This is a genomic window from Pseudomonas tohonis (assembly GCF_012767755.2).
GTDB lineage: Bacteria > Pseudomonadota > Gammaproteobacteria > Pseudomonadales > Pseudomonadaceae > Metapseudomonas > Metapseudomonas tohonis.
This window is the reverse complement of sequence record NZ_AP023189.1, coordinates 6,590,082-6,609,545: the sequence shown is the minus strand read 5'-3', so window position 1 is coordinate 6,609,545 and position 19,464 is coordinate 6,590,082. Positions and strand designations below refer to the sequence as shown.

At 69.8% G+C, this 19,464-nt stretch carries 1 protein-coding gene (cut by a window edge); it reads left to right on the top strand.

Features of this window, described 5'->3' with window-relative positions; genetic code table 11:
- On the top strand, positions 1-19,464 hold the end of the coding sequence (locus HSX14_RS31460; protein WP_173179054.1) for an Ig-like domain-containing protein. The gene continues 23,418 nt to the left of window position 1, outside the view; the window shows 19,464 of its 42,882 coding nt (coding positions 23,419-42,882); its start codon lies beyond the left edge, outside the window; it ends in the stop codon at positions 19,462-19,464.

Here is a 19,464-nt window from a genome sequence, read left to right as displayed (position 1 = left end):
GAAGACGTCAGCGCCCGCTTCCAGCCGCTCATCGCCCAGGGCAAGCGCCTGGAGCTGCGCCTGCGCGCCGATGCCCAGCTGGAGGCCAACGCCCTCTACCAGATCGCCCTGAGCGGTATCCGCGACGCCGCCGGCAACCCGGCCCGCGACAACACGCTGATCAAGGCCGGCGCCTACAACGGCGTGTTCCAGGCCGAAGACCGCCTGGCGCCGCGCTACGACTCCCTGCAGGTCGTGCTGCAGGATGGCCGCCCGCTGAGCCCGGCGGTGCGCCTGAAGACCGGCAACCGCTACGGCTTCAAGGTCAGCGCCCAGGACAACCTGCAGGCCGCCGACAAGATCGCCTTCGCCTATCGCCTGTCCGCCGATGGCGGCCAGACCTGGAAGACCGACTGGGTGCCGGTGCAGAAGGGCGAGTTCAGCCTCGACCTCAACGGCCAGTACCAGGGCTTCAGCCTGCTGCTGCGCGCCAGCGACGGCCGCAACAGCGTCGACCGCCGCTTCGACGCCGACATCAGCGCCCCGGACCTGGGTCTGGCCTCGTTCAGCACCCTGCCGACCCCGGTGGAAGAGAGCACCCCGGCCGAGCTGCGCTTCGCCATCAGCGGCGACCTGGACCTGGTGCGCAGCACCGAGGTCCGCCTGCTGGACGGCCGCTACCAGGCCGCCACCTTCGACCGCGCCAGCGGCCTGGCCAGCCTGAGCCTGCCGCACCCGCGCCTGCGCGACCTGCCGGGCGCGCCGACCACGGCCACCCCGATCACCGCCGAGCTGCGCGTGGGCTTCGGCCTGGCCGGCCAGGAAAGCTACCGCTACTTCCAGGTGGGCTACGACCTGCAGCCGGACCGCACCCCGCCGCAGCTGTCGATCATCGCGCCGCTGGACGGCGAGTTCGTGCCCCGTGGCGAGGTGACCGAGGTCATCCTGCGCAGCTACGACCGCTACGGCATCGACCGCGTCGAAGCCTGCGTCGACAGCCGCAGCGCCGATCCCTTCGCCGACGCCCAGGCCTGCCAGCGCCTCGCCGACCCGGGCCGCCTGCGCCTGCCGGTCGCCGCCGACGCCACCCAGCCGATCCACGTGGTGGCCCGCGCCATCGACCTCAACGGCCTGGCCAGCGCGCCGGCCAGCGTCACCCTGCAGCCCTACGACAGCCGCAGCGGCGCGCCGGAACTGAGCTTCCTGGTCCCGGCCGACGGCCTCGACGTCCAGGCCGGCGAGACCATCCCGGTGCGGGTGCGCATGCGCAAGCTGGAACAGGCCACCCTGAACCTCGACATCGCCGGCAACCCGCAGCACCCGGGCAACCCGGCGGCGCGCAGCCTGACCCGCGCCGCCGACGGCGACGACGTGGTGGAGCTGGCCGTGCCCATGCCCCAGGTCGCCGCCGATGGCGTGCTGGTGCTGCGCCTCGAAGCCACCTGGCAGGGCCAGACCCTGCGCAGCCAGCGCATCCTCAACCTGCACGCCGACAACGGCATCGACCAGGACGTCGCCCTGCTGCTGCAACCGGCGAGCACCCTGCTGGCGGGCACCCAGCTGTGGATCGACGCGCCGCCACCGGCGGGCATGACCGACTTCAGCCGTGACTCGAGTCTCGACCTGTTCGACCCGGCCGATGCCGGCAGCGCCGCCGCGCGCCTGGCCTTCGGCGACCAGCGCCAGGTCTGGAACAGCCGCTTCGACGGTGCCGGCCTGCGCCTGGCCGCGACCCTGCGCGACCGTTCCGGCCACGAGAAACAACTGGACCGCAGCCTGGCCAAGCTGGCCTACCTGCAGGCCGAAAGCCGTCGCGAGCCCATCGAGACCGGCTACCAGGCCGGCCACCTGACCCGCCTGCCGGGCCTGGCCCAGGGCGCCGCCTGGGTCGAGAACGCCCAGCGCGACGGTTACCGCATCCGGACCCTCGACGGCCTGGTGGAAAGCCGCGACAGCGGCCGTGTCCGCCAACTGGCCTTCACCGGCACCGGCCTGGCGGCCCAGGTCCGCCGCGACGGCCAGGACTACCTGCGCTTCTGGCGCTGGCAGGACGGCGCCTGGCTGGCCGCCGTGGAACAACCCATCGCCGGCACCCTGCTGGGCGGCAGCGGCGACCTGCTGTACGTCCGCCATGGCCAGCAACTGGGCGGCTACGCCGTCGACGGTGGCGCCATGAGCGAGCTGGTGGGCCTGAGCCTCGCCGACGAGATCCGCCAGGTGCAGCTGGACGGCCAGCGCCTGCTGGTGCTGACCGACAAGGGCCTGGAATGGCTGCAGCTGGACGACAGCCGCCTGCCGCAACTGGTGCGCCGCGCCGGCCTGGCGCTGCCGGGCCGCCTGGGCTTCGCCCTCGACGGCGAGCGCCTGCTGGCCTGGACCGCCACCGAAGCCGCCCGCTACACGCCGGTGCTGGATGCCGACGGCTGGCGCCTGGGCGATGCCACCGTGCTGGCTGTCGACGGCCGCGTGCAGCGCGCCCGCTTCGACGGCGAACTGGCCTGGCTGCGGGTGAGCGACGACCTGCACGGCGACAGCTGGCAGGCCTGGCGTGACGGCGAGCGCCTGGGCGCCCTGGCGGGCGAACGCCAGGACCTGGCCTTCGGTGCCGGCCGCCTGGTGTCCCTGCAACTGCGCGATGGCGTGCAGCACCTGGTGGTCGAGCCCCTGAAAGTGGCCGCCGCACCGGCTGCCGCACTGACCGCCAAGGCCGTGCGCCTGCCCTTCGGTGTCCTGGTCGGCGGCTTGCCCGCTGCCGCCGAGGCCGCGCTCGGCCAGGCCGACCTGAGCCTGCGCGATGGCGCCGACAAGCCCCTGGCCGCCCAGGCTTTCTGGTACCAGGGCGAACTGGATGCCTACCTGGGCGAGGCCTTCCCCCAAGGCCGCGCCTGGCTGCTGGCCAACCCGCCGGCCAGCCTGCGCCTGGTGCTGCAGGACCACGCGGGTGAGCAGGCCCTGGACCTGGCCGTACCTGCAGCCACCCATGCCGCCGCCGAACTGACGCCCGACCAGGGCGCTGTGCTCGCCGCCGGAGCCCGCCTGCCGCTGGCCGCCGCGTTCGCTGCCGGCAGCGACGGCCGTGGCGCCACCCTGTCCCGCGAGGGCCAGGTGCAGCCGGGCATCAATGGCCTGCGCCAGCGCTTCAGCTGGATCGGCCTGCCCGCCAGCGGCGAAGCCCGCTACGCCTGGCAGGATGCGGCCGGTGCCCGCGAGATCGGCCTGTTCACCAAGGCCAACCCGTCCACCAGCGCCGTCACCCTGAGCGGTGCCGGCAACAACCAGGTGTTCGCCGAAGGCTCCAGCCTGTCCCTGGCCTACCAGGTGGGCGACGTCCCGGCCTGGGTGGAGATCGAGCTGCTGAGCTTCAACGGCCAGTCCGTGCAGCGCATCCTCGACGCCGGCCAGCAGGGCCGCTTCAGCCTGCGCCTGCCCCAGGTGGCCGTACAGGAAAGCTATGTGCTGCGCGCCCGCGCCTACTTCCCGGGCGACTTCCACTACAGCGAGCAGCAGCTGAACCTGCGCGTCGCGCCGGCCCAGCAACTGCCCCAGCCGCAACTCGCCGGCCTGCCGAGCCTGCTGTACGCCGGCAGCCGCGTGGACCTGAGCCTCTCCGGCGTGGACGCCAGCCGCTTCCGCATGAGCCTGGAAGCCCTGGACCAGGACGACCGCCTGCTCGCCAGCGGTGCCGGCACGCTCGGCCTGCGCCTGCCGGCCGGCATCCGCGAACTGCGCGTGCGCGCCCTGATCGACGACGAGCTGGGCAACCGCCAGGAGCAGCGCTGGAGCGCGCCGGTGGTGGACGCCTGGAACCTGCAGAGCGAAAGCGCGCGGCTGCCCTTCGACCTGATGCTGCCGCAGGTTGGCGGCTACTGGCTGGCACGCGGCGCCGAACTGCACGACGCCCAGGGCCTGCGCCAGCGCCTGGACGGCCCCATCGCCGCCATGGACAACCTGCAGCGCTACCTGCTGCTGAGCATCAAGGGCTTCGGCCTGACCCTGCTGGACCCGCAGGACGGCCTGCGCAGCGCCGGCAGCCTGGCCGTGGCCGCCCCGATCAACCACCTGGCGGTGCAGGGCGAGCGCGTCCTCGGTGCCAGTGGCCGCGACCTGTATTGGTTCGACGCCTTGGGCGGCCAGCTCAAGGCCACCGGCACCCAGACCCTGGGCGCGGAAGTCCGCCAACTGCTGGCCCGCGACGACGGCTTCCTGGTGCTCACCGCCGGCCAGGTCCTGCGCCTGTCCGCCAGCGGCCAGGTCATCGCCAGCTTCAACGGCGAGAACCTGCTGGCCATGGCCCGCAGCGGCGACCAGCTGCAGGTGTCGGATGCCGCCGGCCGCCTGTGGCGCCTGGACGCCGCCCTGAAGGGCACCTCCGTACCGCTGGGCACCGCCGCCAAGCGCCTGTTCGCCCTGCCGGGCCAACTGCTGGCGCTGGCCGACGGCCGCCTGCAACTGATCGACCTGGCCACCCGCCAGCGCATCGCCGACTGGAGCCTGGGCAACGCGCCCGTGGCCGCGGCCCAGTGGACCGGCGGCCGCCTCTGGCTGGGCGGCAGCGAAGGCCTGGTGCTGCGTCCGCAGGCCGGCAGCGCGGGCTTCCACCTGTTGCACGACAGCCGCAGCCTGGCCACCCCGACCCGTGGCAGCGTGGAAGACCTGGGCCTGCGTGACGGCCAGGTACTGGTCGCCGCCGACAACTTCGGCGCCCAGCTGCTGCGCCAGGACGACGCCGGCACCTGGCAGTCCACGCTCTACCCGAGCCAGGCCTTCACCCAGGCCGCCAGCCAGGTGGCCAGTGCCGGGGACCTGTGGTTCCTCGCTCAGGATCAGCAACAGCAGGTGGTGGCGCTGTCGCGCTCCACCCTGGCGGCGCAGACCGTCTTCGCCCAGACCCCGGTGAACGACCTGGCCATCGCCCGTGGCCAGCTGCTGGTGGCCAGCAGCGGCAGCCTGCAGATCGCCGCCCTGGACAACCTGGCCAGCCGCCGCAGCCTGCTGGTCACCGCCCAGGAAAGCCTGCGCCAGCTGTCGGCCCACGGCAGCCGCGTCGCCGCGCTGAGCGAGAGCGGCCGGGTGTTCCTGGTGGACCTGCGCAGCGACGCGCGCCAGCCGGTCAGCGAACTGAGCGCCCAGCTCGGTGGCGAGGTCCGCCAACTGGCCTTCGATGGCGATGCGCTGTTCTACCTCTCCGCCGAGCGCGCCTGGCGCTACGACCTGCGCAGCGGCCAGCGCAGCGAGCTGCTGGCCGGCGCCACCGTCACCCAGCTGTACCTGGGCGGCAACCTGCTGTGGATCGAACAACCCCAGGCCCAGGGCGTGCGCCTGCTGGCCCTGGACCCGGCCAGCGGCCAGGCCATGGCCGGTGGCGAGCTGCGTCTCGCCCAGCGCATCAGCGCCCTGGCGGTGGAGAACAACCGCCTGGCCGTCGGCCTCGGCAGCCAGGGCGTGCTGGTCTATGAGCTGCCCTACGGCCTCGGTGCCAGCACCACCTCGCTGCTGGAACCCCTGGCCGGCAGCCACCTGCAACCGGCCCAGGCGCTGGCCCTTGGCCTCGCGGAAGACGGCCTGCGCGGCGTCGAATTCAGCATCAACGGCCAGCCGGCCGGCACCCTCGGCCAGGGCCTCGGCCGTACCAGCCTGCGCCTGCCCGCCAGCCTGCCGGGCGGCCAGTCCCTGGCGCTGGGCCTGCGCGTCGAGGACGCCTTCGGGGTGATCCGCCAGGGCAGCGCCCGCGACCTGTTCATGGAGCCGGGCGATGGCGTGGCCAACCCCTTCAGCATCGCCCTGGTGGCCGACGAACATTCCTGGCTGCCCCTGCCGCTGGCCGTCAGCGCCCAGGTCAGCGGTAGCCAGCAGCCCCTGGCCCAGGTGGAATTCCTGGTCGCCGCCGGCAGCAACGGACCCTGGCAGCGCGTCGCCCTGCGCAGCGCCCAGCCCTACCAGGCCAACCTGGCCCTGGACGGCAGCTTCTCCGGCCAGTACCTCAAGACCCGCGCGGTGGACGTGTTCGGCAACAGCGCCGAGTCGGCGGCCAAGCGCTTCTACCGCCACCAGGACACCAAGGCCCCCACCGTGAGCCTCGGCTACCAGGGCAGCGCGGTGTTCAAGGACAACAACCGTGCCGTGCGCGGCTACCCCTTCACCGTCACCGCCCAGATGGCGGACGAGGAGGGCGCCCTCGACAAGGCCACGCTGATGCGCAACGGCCAGGTGGTGGCGGTGGCCTTCGGCCAGAACCAGCTGAGCTACCAGGATGCCGCCACCAGCCTTGGCGAGCAGGTCTACAACGTCGAGGTGCGTGACCGCGCCGGCAACGTGACCAGCGCCGAGCTGCGCGTCACCGTGATCGACGACGCCTTCCCCGAGGTCACCACCCTGAACCTGCCGGCCGAGGTGATCGAACGCGGTCGCTTCGATGTCCAGCTGGCCGCCCGCGACGACGTCGGCCTGAAGGGCGTCGACCTGCTGTGGAACGGCTTCACCGACCACTACGATGTCACCGGCACCAGCCTGAACCGCAGCTTCAGCGTCCAGGACCGCCGCACCGAGCGCGTCGCCAGCAGCGTCAACCAGCCGTTCAAGGTGCGCCTGACCGACAGCCGCGGCCAGGTCAGCGAATTCCCGGCACAGGCCCTGCGCGTGGTCCGCGACCGCGCGCCGGATGCCGCCGCCCTGCAGGTGAGCCTGCCGGCCCGTGGCGTCTACGGTGGCCTGGTCACCCTGCAACTGAACAACCTCAACGCCCTGGACGATACCGGCGGCCTGGGCCTGCGCGTGCTGCAACTGGTGGGCAGCGAGCGCAAGGAGCTGTTCAACTGCCTGCGCGAGGACACCGGCAACTTCCGTTGCGGCAACGGCGCCTACTGGAACGGCCACAGCCGTGACCTGCGCATGCCCGAGGCCGCGCTGCCGGGCGACAGCTTCCGCGTGCAGGTGGAGCTCACCGACCGCATCGGCCAGCAGACCCTCAGCCGCGAATACGCCGTGGCCCTGACCCAGTCGCCGAACCAGCTGCGCTTCAAGGCCGTGCAGGGCAGCGACAACCCCGCCCAGGCGCGGGTGCAGGAGCGCCCGGTCTATCGCGTGCAGGTGCTCGACGCCGCCGCGCGCCCGGTGCCGGAGCAGCCGGTGCAGTGGCGCCTGCGTCGCCTGGCCGACGGCTATGTGGAAAACCTCGGCACCAGCAACAGCGACAGCGGCGGCTACGCCAGCCTGACCTTCAACGCCGACCGCAGCCTGGGCGACTACCAGCTGTGGGCGGACCTGCCGCAGTTCACCCAGGTGGCCCGTGCCGAGGCGGCCATCGGCCTGCTCGCCGGCCCGACCCGCAACCTGCTGCTCAGCTACCTGCCGCCGGTGGCGGCGGGCGAGACCGTGGCGCTGGACATCCAGTCCCAGGACCTGGTGCTCAACCCGGTGACCGACGACCAGAGCAGCGTGCTGATCCTCACCCTGCCGGCCGCCGACTACCACGCCCAGCCTGGCGCCGGCATCCAGATCGGCAGCACCACCCTCAACGGCCAGACCGTGGAGCGGGTGCAGGTGACCGTGAAGGACGGCCGCGCGCGGCTGAACCTGCAGGTCGGCCAGAAGGCCGGCCAGTTCAGCCTGCCGCTGTCGAGCAACGGCAACAGCATCCGCTACACCTACGACGCCCGTGGCAACGTCAACTGCTGCTACAGCAACCTCGACCTCACCGTGCTGCCGGCCGTGGCCAGCCACCTGCGCCTGCTCAACGACCAGGGCCGGGTGCAGGACGACGGCGCGGTGCTGACCCGTGGCATCAAGCAGGACGTGCGCCTGCAACTGATGCTGCAGGACCGCTTCGGCAACCCCATCACCCAGGTCGACGGCAAGCCCGCCAACCTCGCGGTCAACGTCCAGGCCAGCGGCTCCGCCCTGGTGGACGGCAAGGCCGGTGGCGCCACCGTGCAGCTGAACGCCGGGCTGGGCTGGATGGCCATCAGCGACGAAACCTTCGAGGACGTCACCGTCAGCCTGGCCGGCCCGGTGCAGGCCCTGCCGAACCTGGACCTGACCAGCCGCTTCCGCATCAGCTTCACCGTGCAGCCGCCGGAAGTCGTCCGCGCCCTGATCGAGGCCCGCCAGGGCACCGCGCTGCGCGCCTACTTCGACTTCGACGAGCCGGTGCGCCTGGCCAGCGGCGACGCCCTGAAGTTCTTCGAGGGCAACGCGGCCCGTGGCGGCAGCGCCACCCTCAGCAGCGACGGCCGCACCCTGAGCTTCGACGCGCAACCCGCCCTGGCCCTGGGCCGCTGCTACCGCTACGACACCACCGGCTCCGGCCTGCGCGGCGTCGCCCGCGACGACCAGGTCCGCGAGCAGGGCGCCGAGCTGTGCGCGCCCCATGCGCTGTTCAGCCTCGCCGGCCCGCTCAAGGTGCTGGCCGGCCAGAGCGTGCAGATCCCGCTGGCCCTGGCCGACAACATCAGCTGGTACAACGTCGCCAACGGCCGCGCCGAACTGGGCGGCACCAGCCAGGGCTTCAACTGGTACTACGGCCCGACGCGCACCCTCACCGTTCCGGCCCTCTTCGGCGCGGCCAATGAGCCGATCGCCGACGGCGCCCTGCTGCCGCTGACCCTGACCGGCACCCTGCCGGGCACGCCGGCCAAGTCGGTGGTGCTGGGCAACGCTCTGAAACTGCAGGTCTTCGACCCGGCCGGTGACTTCGACGGCGACGGCCTGCGCAACAAGCTGGAAATGGAAACCCAGGGCCTCGACCCGGCACTGCGCGACTCCGACGGCAACGGCATCGAGGATGGCGCCGAAGACCTCGACGGCGATGGCCTGAGCAACCTGGAAGAAGCCGCCCTGGGCACCAAGCTGCGCGTGGCCGACACCGACGGCGACGGCCTCTCCGACGGCGCCGAAGTGCGCACCCACCACACCGACCCGCTGAAGGCCGACACCGACGAGGACGGCCTGTCCGACGGTGCCGAGGTCAGCAACATCCCGGCGTCCTCGCCGCTGAAGAAGGACACCGACGGCGACGGCATCCCCGACCCGCTCGAACTGCAGATGGGCCTGAACCCCAGCGACCCGGCCGACGGCCAGGCCGACAAGGACAACGACGGCCTGAGCAACGCCCGCGAGGCGCAGCTGGGCACCCTGATCAACAACCCGGACAGCGATGGCGACACCCTGCTGGACGGCGTCGAGGTCAACCAGAAGGGCACCGATCCGCTGAAGGCCGACACCGACGGCGACGGCCTGCGCGACGACGAGGACGCCGAGCCCCTGGTCAAGGACACCCAGGCGCCCCGCGTGGGCCTGGACACTCCGAAGGTCGGCCAGACCCTGATCAAGGGCCTGCGCATGACCCTGGTGCCGACCCTGCAGGACAACGGCCGGGTCACCAAGGTGGCGTTCCGCCTCAACGGCGCCCAGATCGCGCTGGTCAACGCGGCGCCCTTCACCTACACCCTGAACCTGCCGGGCGACGCCGACAGCCTGCGCCTGGAAATCATCGCCACCGACACCAACAACAACGTCGGCAGCAGCGGCGAACATGCCTTCGCCCTGGTGCAGGACCCGCTGACCACCGTGATCGGCCGCGTACTCGACAGCAACGGCCAGCCGGTGGTGGGCGCCCAGCTCGACGTCGGCGGCCTGACCGCGGTCAGCGGCGGCGACGGCAGCTTCGTCATCACCCGCGTGCCGGTGGCGCCGGGCGTGGTCTCGGTCATCGCCAGCGGCCTGCTGGGCAACCAGGCGGTGACCGCCACCTCCGCGCCCACCGACCCGGTCTGGGGCGGCACCACGGATGTCGGCACCATCACCCTGCAGCAGCCGAAGGTACGGGTGGGCTACTTCAACGCGCGCTTCAACGCCGGCCAGCCCTCGCAGCGGCTGATCATCGAGCGTGCCGGCTACGAGCCGGTGCAGGTGAGCAACCTGGCCAGCTTCGACCTGTCGCAGATCGACATGCTGATGGTGGACAGCTCGCGGGACTACTACGGCAACAGCAACTACTCCAGCAACCGCGCCAAGTTCTTCGCCTTCGTCCAGAACGGCGGCACGCTGCTGTTCAGCGAGAACTACAACACCAGCTCCAATGCCGTGCTGGCGGACGTGCCCGGCCAGCCCGCGGAGTCGGTGTGGACGGGCAACTGGGTCCGCCTGACGCCGGTGCAGCGCTGGTCCGATGCCAGCGAAAGCCGCGTCGGTTCCTGGTGGCCCTATCGCAACAACAACTATTCCGGCCACGCCTACATGCCGCTGGACAAGCTGGCGCCCGGCACCGTGCCGCTGATGTTCACCGACGCCCGCGCGGACAAGCGCGTGGCGGCCATCCGCTATGCCTATGGCGCTGGCCAGGTCTACTTCGGCTTCACCCCGACCGAGTCGGGCCGCCCGGCCGACAACGACCCGCTGTTCACCGTCTACCACCCGGGCATCCTGGTGATGATGCACGAGCTGACCCTCAAGGACAGCGACAACGACGGCCTCAAGGACGTCTACGAATATGGCAACGGCACCAGCGCCTTCATCGCCGACCGCGATGGCGACGGCCTGCTGGACGGCTTCGAGGTCAAGTACGGCTTCAACCCGCTGGTGGCCGGCGAGCAGAACCTGGACAGCGACGGCGATGGCCTGAGCAACCTGCGCGAACAGGAGCTGGGCACCCACCCGCGCCAGGTCGACAGCGACGAGGACGGGCTGACCGATGGCGCCGAGGTCAACCAGCACAACAGCGACCCGCTGAGCGAGGACGGCGACTACGACCGCGTGCTCGATGCCCAGGAAGTGCAGTACAAGTCCAACCCGCGCAAGGCCGACAGCGACGACGACGGCATTTCCGACTACGACGAGATCAACAGCTACGGCACCCGCCCGGACCTGGCGGATACCGACGGCGACGGCCTGTCCGACTTCATCGAGCTGAAGGGCCCCTATGCCGACATCCTCAACCCGCGCAACGCCCAGGACGCCGGCCAGGACTACGATGGCGACGGCCTGAGCAACAAGCAGGAGCTGCTGGAGACCCTCACCAATCCGAAGGTGGCGGACACCGACGGCGACGGCCTGTCCGATGGCGTGGAAGTGGCCCGTGGCCTGAACCCGCTGGACGCGGACATGGACAAGGACGGCCTGCTCGACGGCGAGGACAGCGCACCCACCGAGAAGGACACCCAGGCACCGAGCGTGAGCCTGGTATCGCCTGCGGCCGGCACCAGCCTGGCCCACGGCCAGCAGCTGCGCCTGCGCGCCGATGCCAGCGACGATGGCCGCGTGGCCAGCGTGACCTTCTATGTCAACGGCGTGGCCGTGGCCACCTATGACCGCGCGCCCTACCAGCATGTGATCCGCGTGCCGGCCGTGGGCGCGCAGCTGGATATCGAAGCCAGCGCCCGCGACACCAACGGCAACGAAAGCCGCAGCGGCGTGCGCCGCCTGAGCCTGGTCGACGACGCCGGCACCCAGGTCACCGGCCGCGTGCTGGATGGCAACGGCCGCGCCGTGGAAGGCGCCCAGGTGACCCTGGTCGACGGCTACGAGGCCGTGCGCATCAAGCCGGTCTCCTACACCCTGGACCAGGGTACGGGCTGTGGCACCTATTGCTACGGCGATGACCGAGGCCGCCAACTGATCGATGGCCAGCTGGGGACAGCCGGTTTCGTGGCTGACCTGGGGATGGGCAAGGCCTACGAGTGGCTGGGCTGGACCGCTCGCACCATGAATATCGATTTCGACTTCGGTCGGACGGTCAACCTCACCGATGTCAAAGTCGGATCGACCCAGGACACTCTCAGCAACGTCGTATTGCCATCCTTCGATGTCCTGCAGAAGGTCGGCAACGAGTGGGTCGCTGTCGGCACGTTGAACACCGCGCCAAACAACGCCAACAACCGCGACCAGGAGTCCCGCGAGGCTCATGCCCAACTGACCCTGTCCGGCATGAGCATCAACAGCCGCTACGTGCGTATCAGCTTCCGCGCCAATGGACCGTGGTCGTTCGTTGACGAAGTGGCCTTCAGCAATGGCACCGGCCCGATGCCGTCCTCGGCCACCGTGACCAGCGACAGCCAGGGCCGCTTCACCCTGTCCGCCTCGACCCTGGCCCTGGAGCCGCGGGTCAAGGCCGAGGCACGCTTCGGCAACCAGCTGGTCTCCGCTTCCAGCGAGGTGTTCGAGCTGGCCCGTGGCGGCAGCTCGGATATCGGCGACCTGGTGCTGGCCGCCCATGGCCGCACGGCAGTCGAACCGATCCAAGAGCGTCATGTGGCTGCCGCTGAAGAAAGCACCTATTTCAACCGTGAGGTGAACAACAACGTTCGTTGGGACTTCAACAGCTACGGCGCCATCGACAATGGCACCTACTTCAACAACTGGACCTTCAGCGGCGCCCAGTACCTGGTGGTCAATGGCACCAACTACAGCAGCAACACCTATCGCACCCGCCTGGATGGCCGCGAGCTGATCTACCCGGCCAAGCAGCTTGGCAATGTCATGGTCAGCCGCAAGGCCTATGTGCCGGCGAACCAGAACTACGCCCGCTTCATCAGCGTGCTGGAGAACCCCAGCGACCAGCCGGTGACCGTGCCCTTCTATGTGTACGGCAACTTCTACGCGACCCGCCCGGTGGTGCAGACCTCGTCCGGCGACGCCGGCTTCGACCCGGAAGACAGCTACCTGCTGACCGACGACGCGGCGCCGGAAGGCGGCCTGTACGCCGCTGGCGTGGTGCTGGGCAGCCCGGATGCGCCCCTGCGCCCGGTTTCCACCTGGCGCAATGGCAACGAGTACCGCGCCAACTACCAGGTCACCCTGGCGCCGCGCAGCCGCCAGGTGCTGGTGCAGTACCTGGTGCAGGACGCCAGCCGCGAGCGCGTGCGCAGTACCCTGGAGCAACTGGCCAGCCGCGATGTGCAGGAACAGAACCTGACGCTCGAAGAACAGCGCGGCATCGTCAACTGGACCACCCAGGTGGACAGCGACGGCGACGGCCTGGCCGATGCCCTCGAATACCTTCTGGGCCTCGACCCGCTCAAGGCCGACAGCGATGGTGATGGCCTGCGTGACGGCTTCGAGCAGCGCTATGGCTTCGCGCCCAAGCTCGCCAACGGCGAAGCTAGCGAAGACACCGACGGCGACGGCCTGAACAACCTGCAGGAGCAGGAAGCCGGCAGCCACCCGCGCCTGGCCGATACCGACGGCGACGGGCTCACCGACGGCGCCGAGGTGCTGGTGCATCATTCCAGCCCGCTGACCCGCGACACCGACCTGGATCGCGTCCTCGATGCCGATGAAGTCGCCCGTGGCACCCGTCCGGACCTGGCCGACACCGATGGCGACGGCCTCAGCGACTACGCCGAGCTCTTCAACCACGGCACCGATCCGCTCAAGGCGGACAGCGACGACGACGGCCTGCCCGACAAGTACGAGGTGGACAACAACCTGCTCAACGTCGGCGCCCAGGACGACACCGACGGCGACGGCCTGAGCAACCTGGCCGAATTCCAGGCCGGCACCTCGCCGCGCAACGTCGACACCGACGGCGACGAGCTGCTGGACGGCTGGGAAGTGCTGGGCACGCCGCCGAGCGACCCGCTCAAGGCCGATGGCGACAACGGCGGCCGCCGCGACATCAATGAACGCTTCGTCGATGGCACCGATCCCAAGGTGGCCGCCGACGACCGCGCGAACATCAACGGTTACCGCAGCGCCAAGGACGAGAACAACCGCGACTGGAACTTCTATTACGGTGGCGAGCTGCGCTCCACCAGTGGCGGCGCGGTGGATCCGAACTACTGGGCCAACCTGCTGTTCGTCAACGGCAACCAGTACGGCCACTCATACAACCATGCCACCAGCAGCGCCAACGGCCGTGAGTACCACTACGAAGGGCGCCGCATGGGCAACCTGGTGGTCAGCCGCCGCGTACTGGTGCCCAGCGTCGGCGGTGCCTATGCCCGCTACCTGGAGATCCTCGACAACCCGAGCGGCACCGAGCAGGTGGTCACCCTGCGCCTGCAGTCCTACTACGGCGCCAGCGATGCCCAGACCGCTATCGTCACCAGCAGTGGCGACGACCAGCTGACCCTCGCCGACGACTACCTGGCGCTGCGCGACACCGCCACGCCGACTCGTCCGGTGCTGCTGCAGGTGCTGGGCGGCAACGCCAACCGTCGCCAGGGCACCAGCCTGGTCAGCCGCAACGGCCGTCAATGGCTGGCGGAGTACCAGGTGCGCATCCCGGCGGGCGAACGCCGCGTGGTCATGCACTTCTCCACCCTGGAAGGCTCGGCCGATGCCGCCATGCAGACCGGCGCCCGCCTGCGCAGCCTCAAGGGCCTGGGCCTGGACAACCTCGACCCCACCCTGGCCGGCAAGGTGGTGAACTTCTTCGCCTTCTACGACCAGGACGAGGACGGCCTGAGCGACGCCGACGAGGCGCGCCTGGGCACCGACCCGGCCAATCCGGACAGCGACCACGACGGCATCCCCGATGGCAAGGACAGCGAGCCGCTGGTGCCCGACGCCACCGCGCCGAACGTCACCTTCCAGCCCCTGGAACCGGCGCGTCGCTATGGCGGCGACTCCCTGGACCTGACCGCGCTGATCAGCGACAACGGCCTGGTGGCCAAGGTCGAGCTGCTGCAGGACGGCCTGCTGCGCGAGACCCGCACCAGCGGCGGCAGCCAGACCTTCACCGTGATCCTGCCGAACCAGGACAGCACCCTGCTGCAGGTCCGCGCGACCGACAGCAACGGCAACGTGCGCACCGCGGACCTGACCGTGGCGATCGCCACCGTGCCCGAGCTGCAGGTCTCCGGCCAGGTGCAGGATGTCCTCGGCAAGGGTGTCGCCGGCGCGTTGGTACAGGTCAAGGGTGTCCAGGCCACCACCGACGAGACCGGCCATTACCAGTTGCAGGTGCTGACCATCGATACGGTCCTGCAGGTCGAAGCCAGCGCGCTGTTCGGCAAGCAGCCGATGACTGCCCTGGTCAGTGCGCCGGTGCCGGTCGACTCGGAAGACGTGCATGTCGAGCCGCTGGTGCTCAAGGCACAGGGCCGCCTGGTGCGTGACCCCATCGCCGAGTCGCAGCTGAGCTACGAGGGCAGCACCGGCTTCGGCTACAACCTCTTCGGCAATGGCTACCGCTGGGATATCCAGTCCGACGGCGGGATCAGCGACGGCACCAGCGACGCCTACGACGGCGGCCAGTCCCTGACCGTCAACGGGCAGGGCTTCTCCGGCGTCAACCAGGGGCTGCTGCGCCTGGCCGGCCGCGAAGTGACGCTGGCGCCCACGCAGCTGGTGAACGGCATCTTCAAGGTCAGCCGCACCGTCTACGTGCCGGACAACGGCAACTACGCGCGCTTCATCGAGCGGATCGAGAACACCAGCGACCAGGAAATGACCATTCCGGTGCGGATCAGCGGCAACCTGGGCTCCGATGGCGGCACCTACACCATCGCCACGTCCAGCGGCGACCAGGCCTTCACCACCGCCGACAACTGGCTGCTGACCGACGACGGCAGCAACGGCGGCGGCGACCCGGCCGTGGGCCTGATGTTCGGCAGCGCCAATTCGCGGGTGCGCCCGAGCTCGGTCAGCCTCAGCGGTGACGTCTACTCCGTGGCGTACAACCTGACGCTCAAGCCCCATAGCCGCCAGGTGCTGATGCACTACGCCGTGCAGCACTACAACCGCAGCGAAGCCGAACGCGTGCTGCGCGAGCTGGCCTCGGAAAGCTTCGTGGACGTCGGCCTGACCCGTGAAGAGGTGCGCGACCTGGTCAACCTCAGTGGTCTCGTGGACTCCGATGGCGACGGCATGCCGGACGCCGATGAAGTGCCGCTGGGCCTCGACCCGGAGAACCCGGACGTCGATGGTGACGGCATCCCCGATGGCCGCGACCCCGAGCCGAGCGTGCCGGACACCCAGGCGCCCACTGTGACCATCGCCCACAGCGAAGGTCCGTTCTACCCGGGCGACCCGATCACCCTGTCCTTCGACGTGCAGGACGCCGGCATCGTCGGTGAAGTCGAACTGTTGATGGACGGCGAGCAGCAGGCCGTGTTCAACGGCGCCGGCCAGCACCAGCAGCAGCTGACCCTGCCGGGCGAGGGCACCGTACGCTTCGAAGTCCGCGCCACCGACAGCAACCACAACGTCGGTCGCCAGACCCTGGATATCGAGGTGGTGGCGGTACCGCCGAGCAGCATCGCCGGTCGCGTGGTCAACGAGCTGGGCGTGCCGCTGGCGGATGTCCAGGTCAGCCTGGCCCGCAACCAGGACCAGGGCGGCGAAGTGCCGTCGTTCATGGCGCGCCTGCTGGACGATTCCAGCACCGTGACCACGGGCGCCGATGGCCGCTACCTCTTCGAGGGCATCGACCGCCGTGACAATGCCCAGTGGCTGGTCAAGGTCGACAAGGAGGTGCTGGGCTACCCGGTGCATGCCGAACAGGCCGTGCAGCTGAACATCGACGGGCCTCACGACGCCGGTGACGTGATGCTGGGTGGCGAGGACAACTACGTCGAGCCGCTGAGCGGCGATCTCGGCGAGCGTAACGACGAGCCCTACCTCTACGTGCAGCTGCCGGCGGACTTCGCCTTCGCCGACAAGTCACTGTCGATCAACGTGCGCGAACAGCGGGTCGAGATCGGTGGCGGCATCCAGAACATCCCGCTGCAGCGCCTGGTGGAGAACGCCCAGGGCACCCAGGCCTTCCACCTGGCCACGCTGCCGGATCGCCTGGTACTGACCTGGAGCGATTGGGGCCGCGAAGGCGTGACCAGCGATGATCGGGTGGACGTGCAGACCGTGATCCACCGTGACGGCCGCATCGAGAACCGCTACTACAAGGTGCCGTTCGACGGCTGGCATTGCGGCCTGCAGGTTCGCACGCGCTTCGCCCATGGCTACTGGTATGGCGCGGTGGACTCGCAGCACCTGCCGGACGTCGACGGTCGCCTGGTCTACCCGGACTACGCCATCGAGCAGGGCGGCTACTGCAACTTCGACCTGCACGGCTACACCGTCACCTACGTGCCCACGGCCGAAGGCAACTACCGGATGGAACTCGACCGCCTGCCGGGCCACCTGGACACCGATGGCGACGGCCTCTCGGACATCCGCGAGACGCTGCTGGGCACCCGTACCGATGCGGTGGACAGCGATGGCGACGGCCTGAACGACCGCTTCGAGCTGAACTACGGCCCGGCCCCGCTGGAAGCCAACCCGGAAGCGGCGGGCGAAGACTGGGACGACGACGGCCTGAGCAACCTGGAGGAACAGGAGCACGGCACCAACCCCTACAGCAACGACACCGATGGCGACGGCCTTACCGATGCCGACGAGGTACGCCTGCACCACACCGACCCGACCCGTGTGGACAGCGATGGTGATTGGCTGAACGACGGCGAAGAGCTGGACAACCAGGCCGATCCGAGCAAGGCGGACACCGATGGCGACGGCCTCACCGACTACCAGGAAGTTCGCCAGTACGGCACCCGGCCGGACAAGCGCGACAGCGACGACGACGGCATGGACGACCCCTTCGAGATCGAATACGGCATGGATGGCACCAGCCCGGACGGTGACGAAGACGGTGACGGCCTGAGCAACGTCGAGGAGTTCCGCCTGGGCACCCACCCGCGCATGCTGGACGGCGATGGCGACGGCCTGCCGGACAAGCTGGAAATCGAGCTGGGCCTGTCGCCGGTCAAGTACGACAGCGATGGCGGTGGCCGTGGCGACGGTGACGAGCTGTTCGCCGATGGCACCGATCCCGAGAACCGTGACGATGACCGGATGCTGCTGGGCAGCACCGAATCCCCTTCCATGGAAATGGAGGCCGGGCTGATCGCGACCCTCGAACAGAATGGCCGCGTGCGCCTGACGCGCACCGATAACTTCAGCAACATCGGCGTGGAGTATGCCCTGGAGTTCGGGGGGCTCGGCAGCCCGCCCGCAGCGGCGGCGATGCGGGCGCTGGGTGCTCCGATCCAGACCCAGCCCCATGCCTACAGCCGCACGAGCGACGAGCCGATCTGGCGCTCCCCGCTGAAGGCGCTGGACGGCGGCCTGCTGCTCAGCCGCGAGTACTACGCACCGGCCACGGGGCGTGGATTCCTGCGGGTGCTGGACAGGTACTACAACGTCAGCGGCCAGGCCAGGACCATCACCCCGGTCCTCAACTCGAGCCCGCTCTACTGGGGGCCGGGCAACCGCCAGCAGACGTCCAGCGGCGATGACCAGCTCACTGCCGACGACAGCTGGCTCAGCATGCGCAAGCGGAGCTACGGGGGAGAGGAGGGCGACATACTGGGCCCGATCTCCATGGTCCACGTCTTCGCCGACCAGGCCGGGCGTGCGTCGCTCAACAGCGACGAGCTCTACAGCGATGCCTACTACAGCTGGCGCATCGGCTACCGCTTCGAGATCCCCGCCAACGAGCACCGCGTGGTGATGTCGTTCCTGGCGGTGGAGAACGCCGAGACAGGCCCCCAGGACATGGCCAGTGTGCTCCAGGGCCTGGGCGAGAACGCGCTCCATGGCGTCCCCGCCGCGGACCGCGAGCGCATGGTCAACTTCACGCCCTGCCGCGACGACGACCTGGACCTGCTGTGCAGCGCCGCCGAAGTCCAGCACGGCTCCAGCGACAGCAACCCGGACAGCGATGGCGACGGTTTCGCCGATGCCATGGAAGTGCGCCTGGGCAGCGACCCCGGCGACCCGGCCTCGATCCCGGAATTCGAGGTCTACGGCCTGGAAGACGCCGATGGCGTGGAGACCAGCCGGGTCCTGAAGCAGACCGGCTTCAGCGGGCCGATGACGACGGCCGGCGAGCTGAACGGCTGGTATGTCAGCCTGGACGTGAACAACGCCGGCGAACTGTGGACGGCAAGCCCCGGCTCTTCGGAAGGGTTCGGCTACGACGCCTACGAGCTGCCGTCCCTGGGAAGGCTGGAGGAGGGCGCCTGGGCGAGCCGCGGCGGACAACTGCTCGACGACGCCCAGGGCAACCTGACCCACCTGCTCATGTCCGAGAACATCGATGACCAGGAAATGCTCGCACTGCTCCAGCTCCGCCGCACCCCCTGGGGTCAGCCGGAGTTGCAGGACCTCGTCCACCTTCCGGCGGACCTCGGTTGTGGCACCGGCCTGGCCCACTGGCAGGGTGAGCCCCTGCTGCTCAATGGCTGCAAGCTGAGCCACCTGAGCCCGAGCAACGGTTTGGCGGAGCTGGTCGAGCTGAGCTTCGGCGACGGCTTCGGCAGCGCCCCGAAAGTGCTCTCCATGGACGACATGCCCCAGGCGGACGGCGTCATGGTGCTGGTCGAGGATGAAGTGGACGGCACGCTGCGCCGCAGCCTCGGCTTCGTCGACCTGAAGACCGGGCGGGTGAAGCGCCTGGGTGAGGTGCCGATCGGCGTGAAGTCGATCTCGGTGAAGTTCCGGGGCTTCCAGAATCAGCCGAAATGGCCAATTGATATCGTTCCTAGCTGA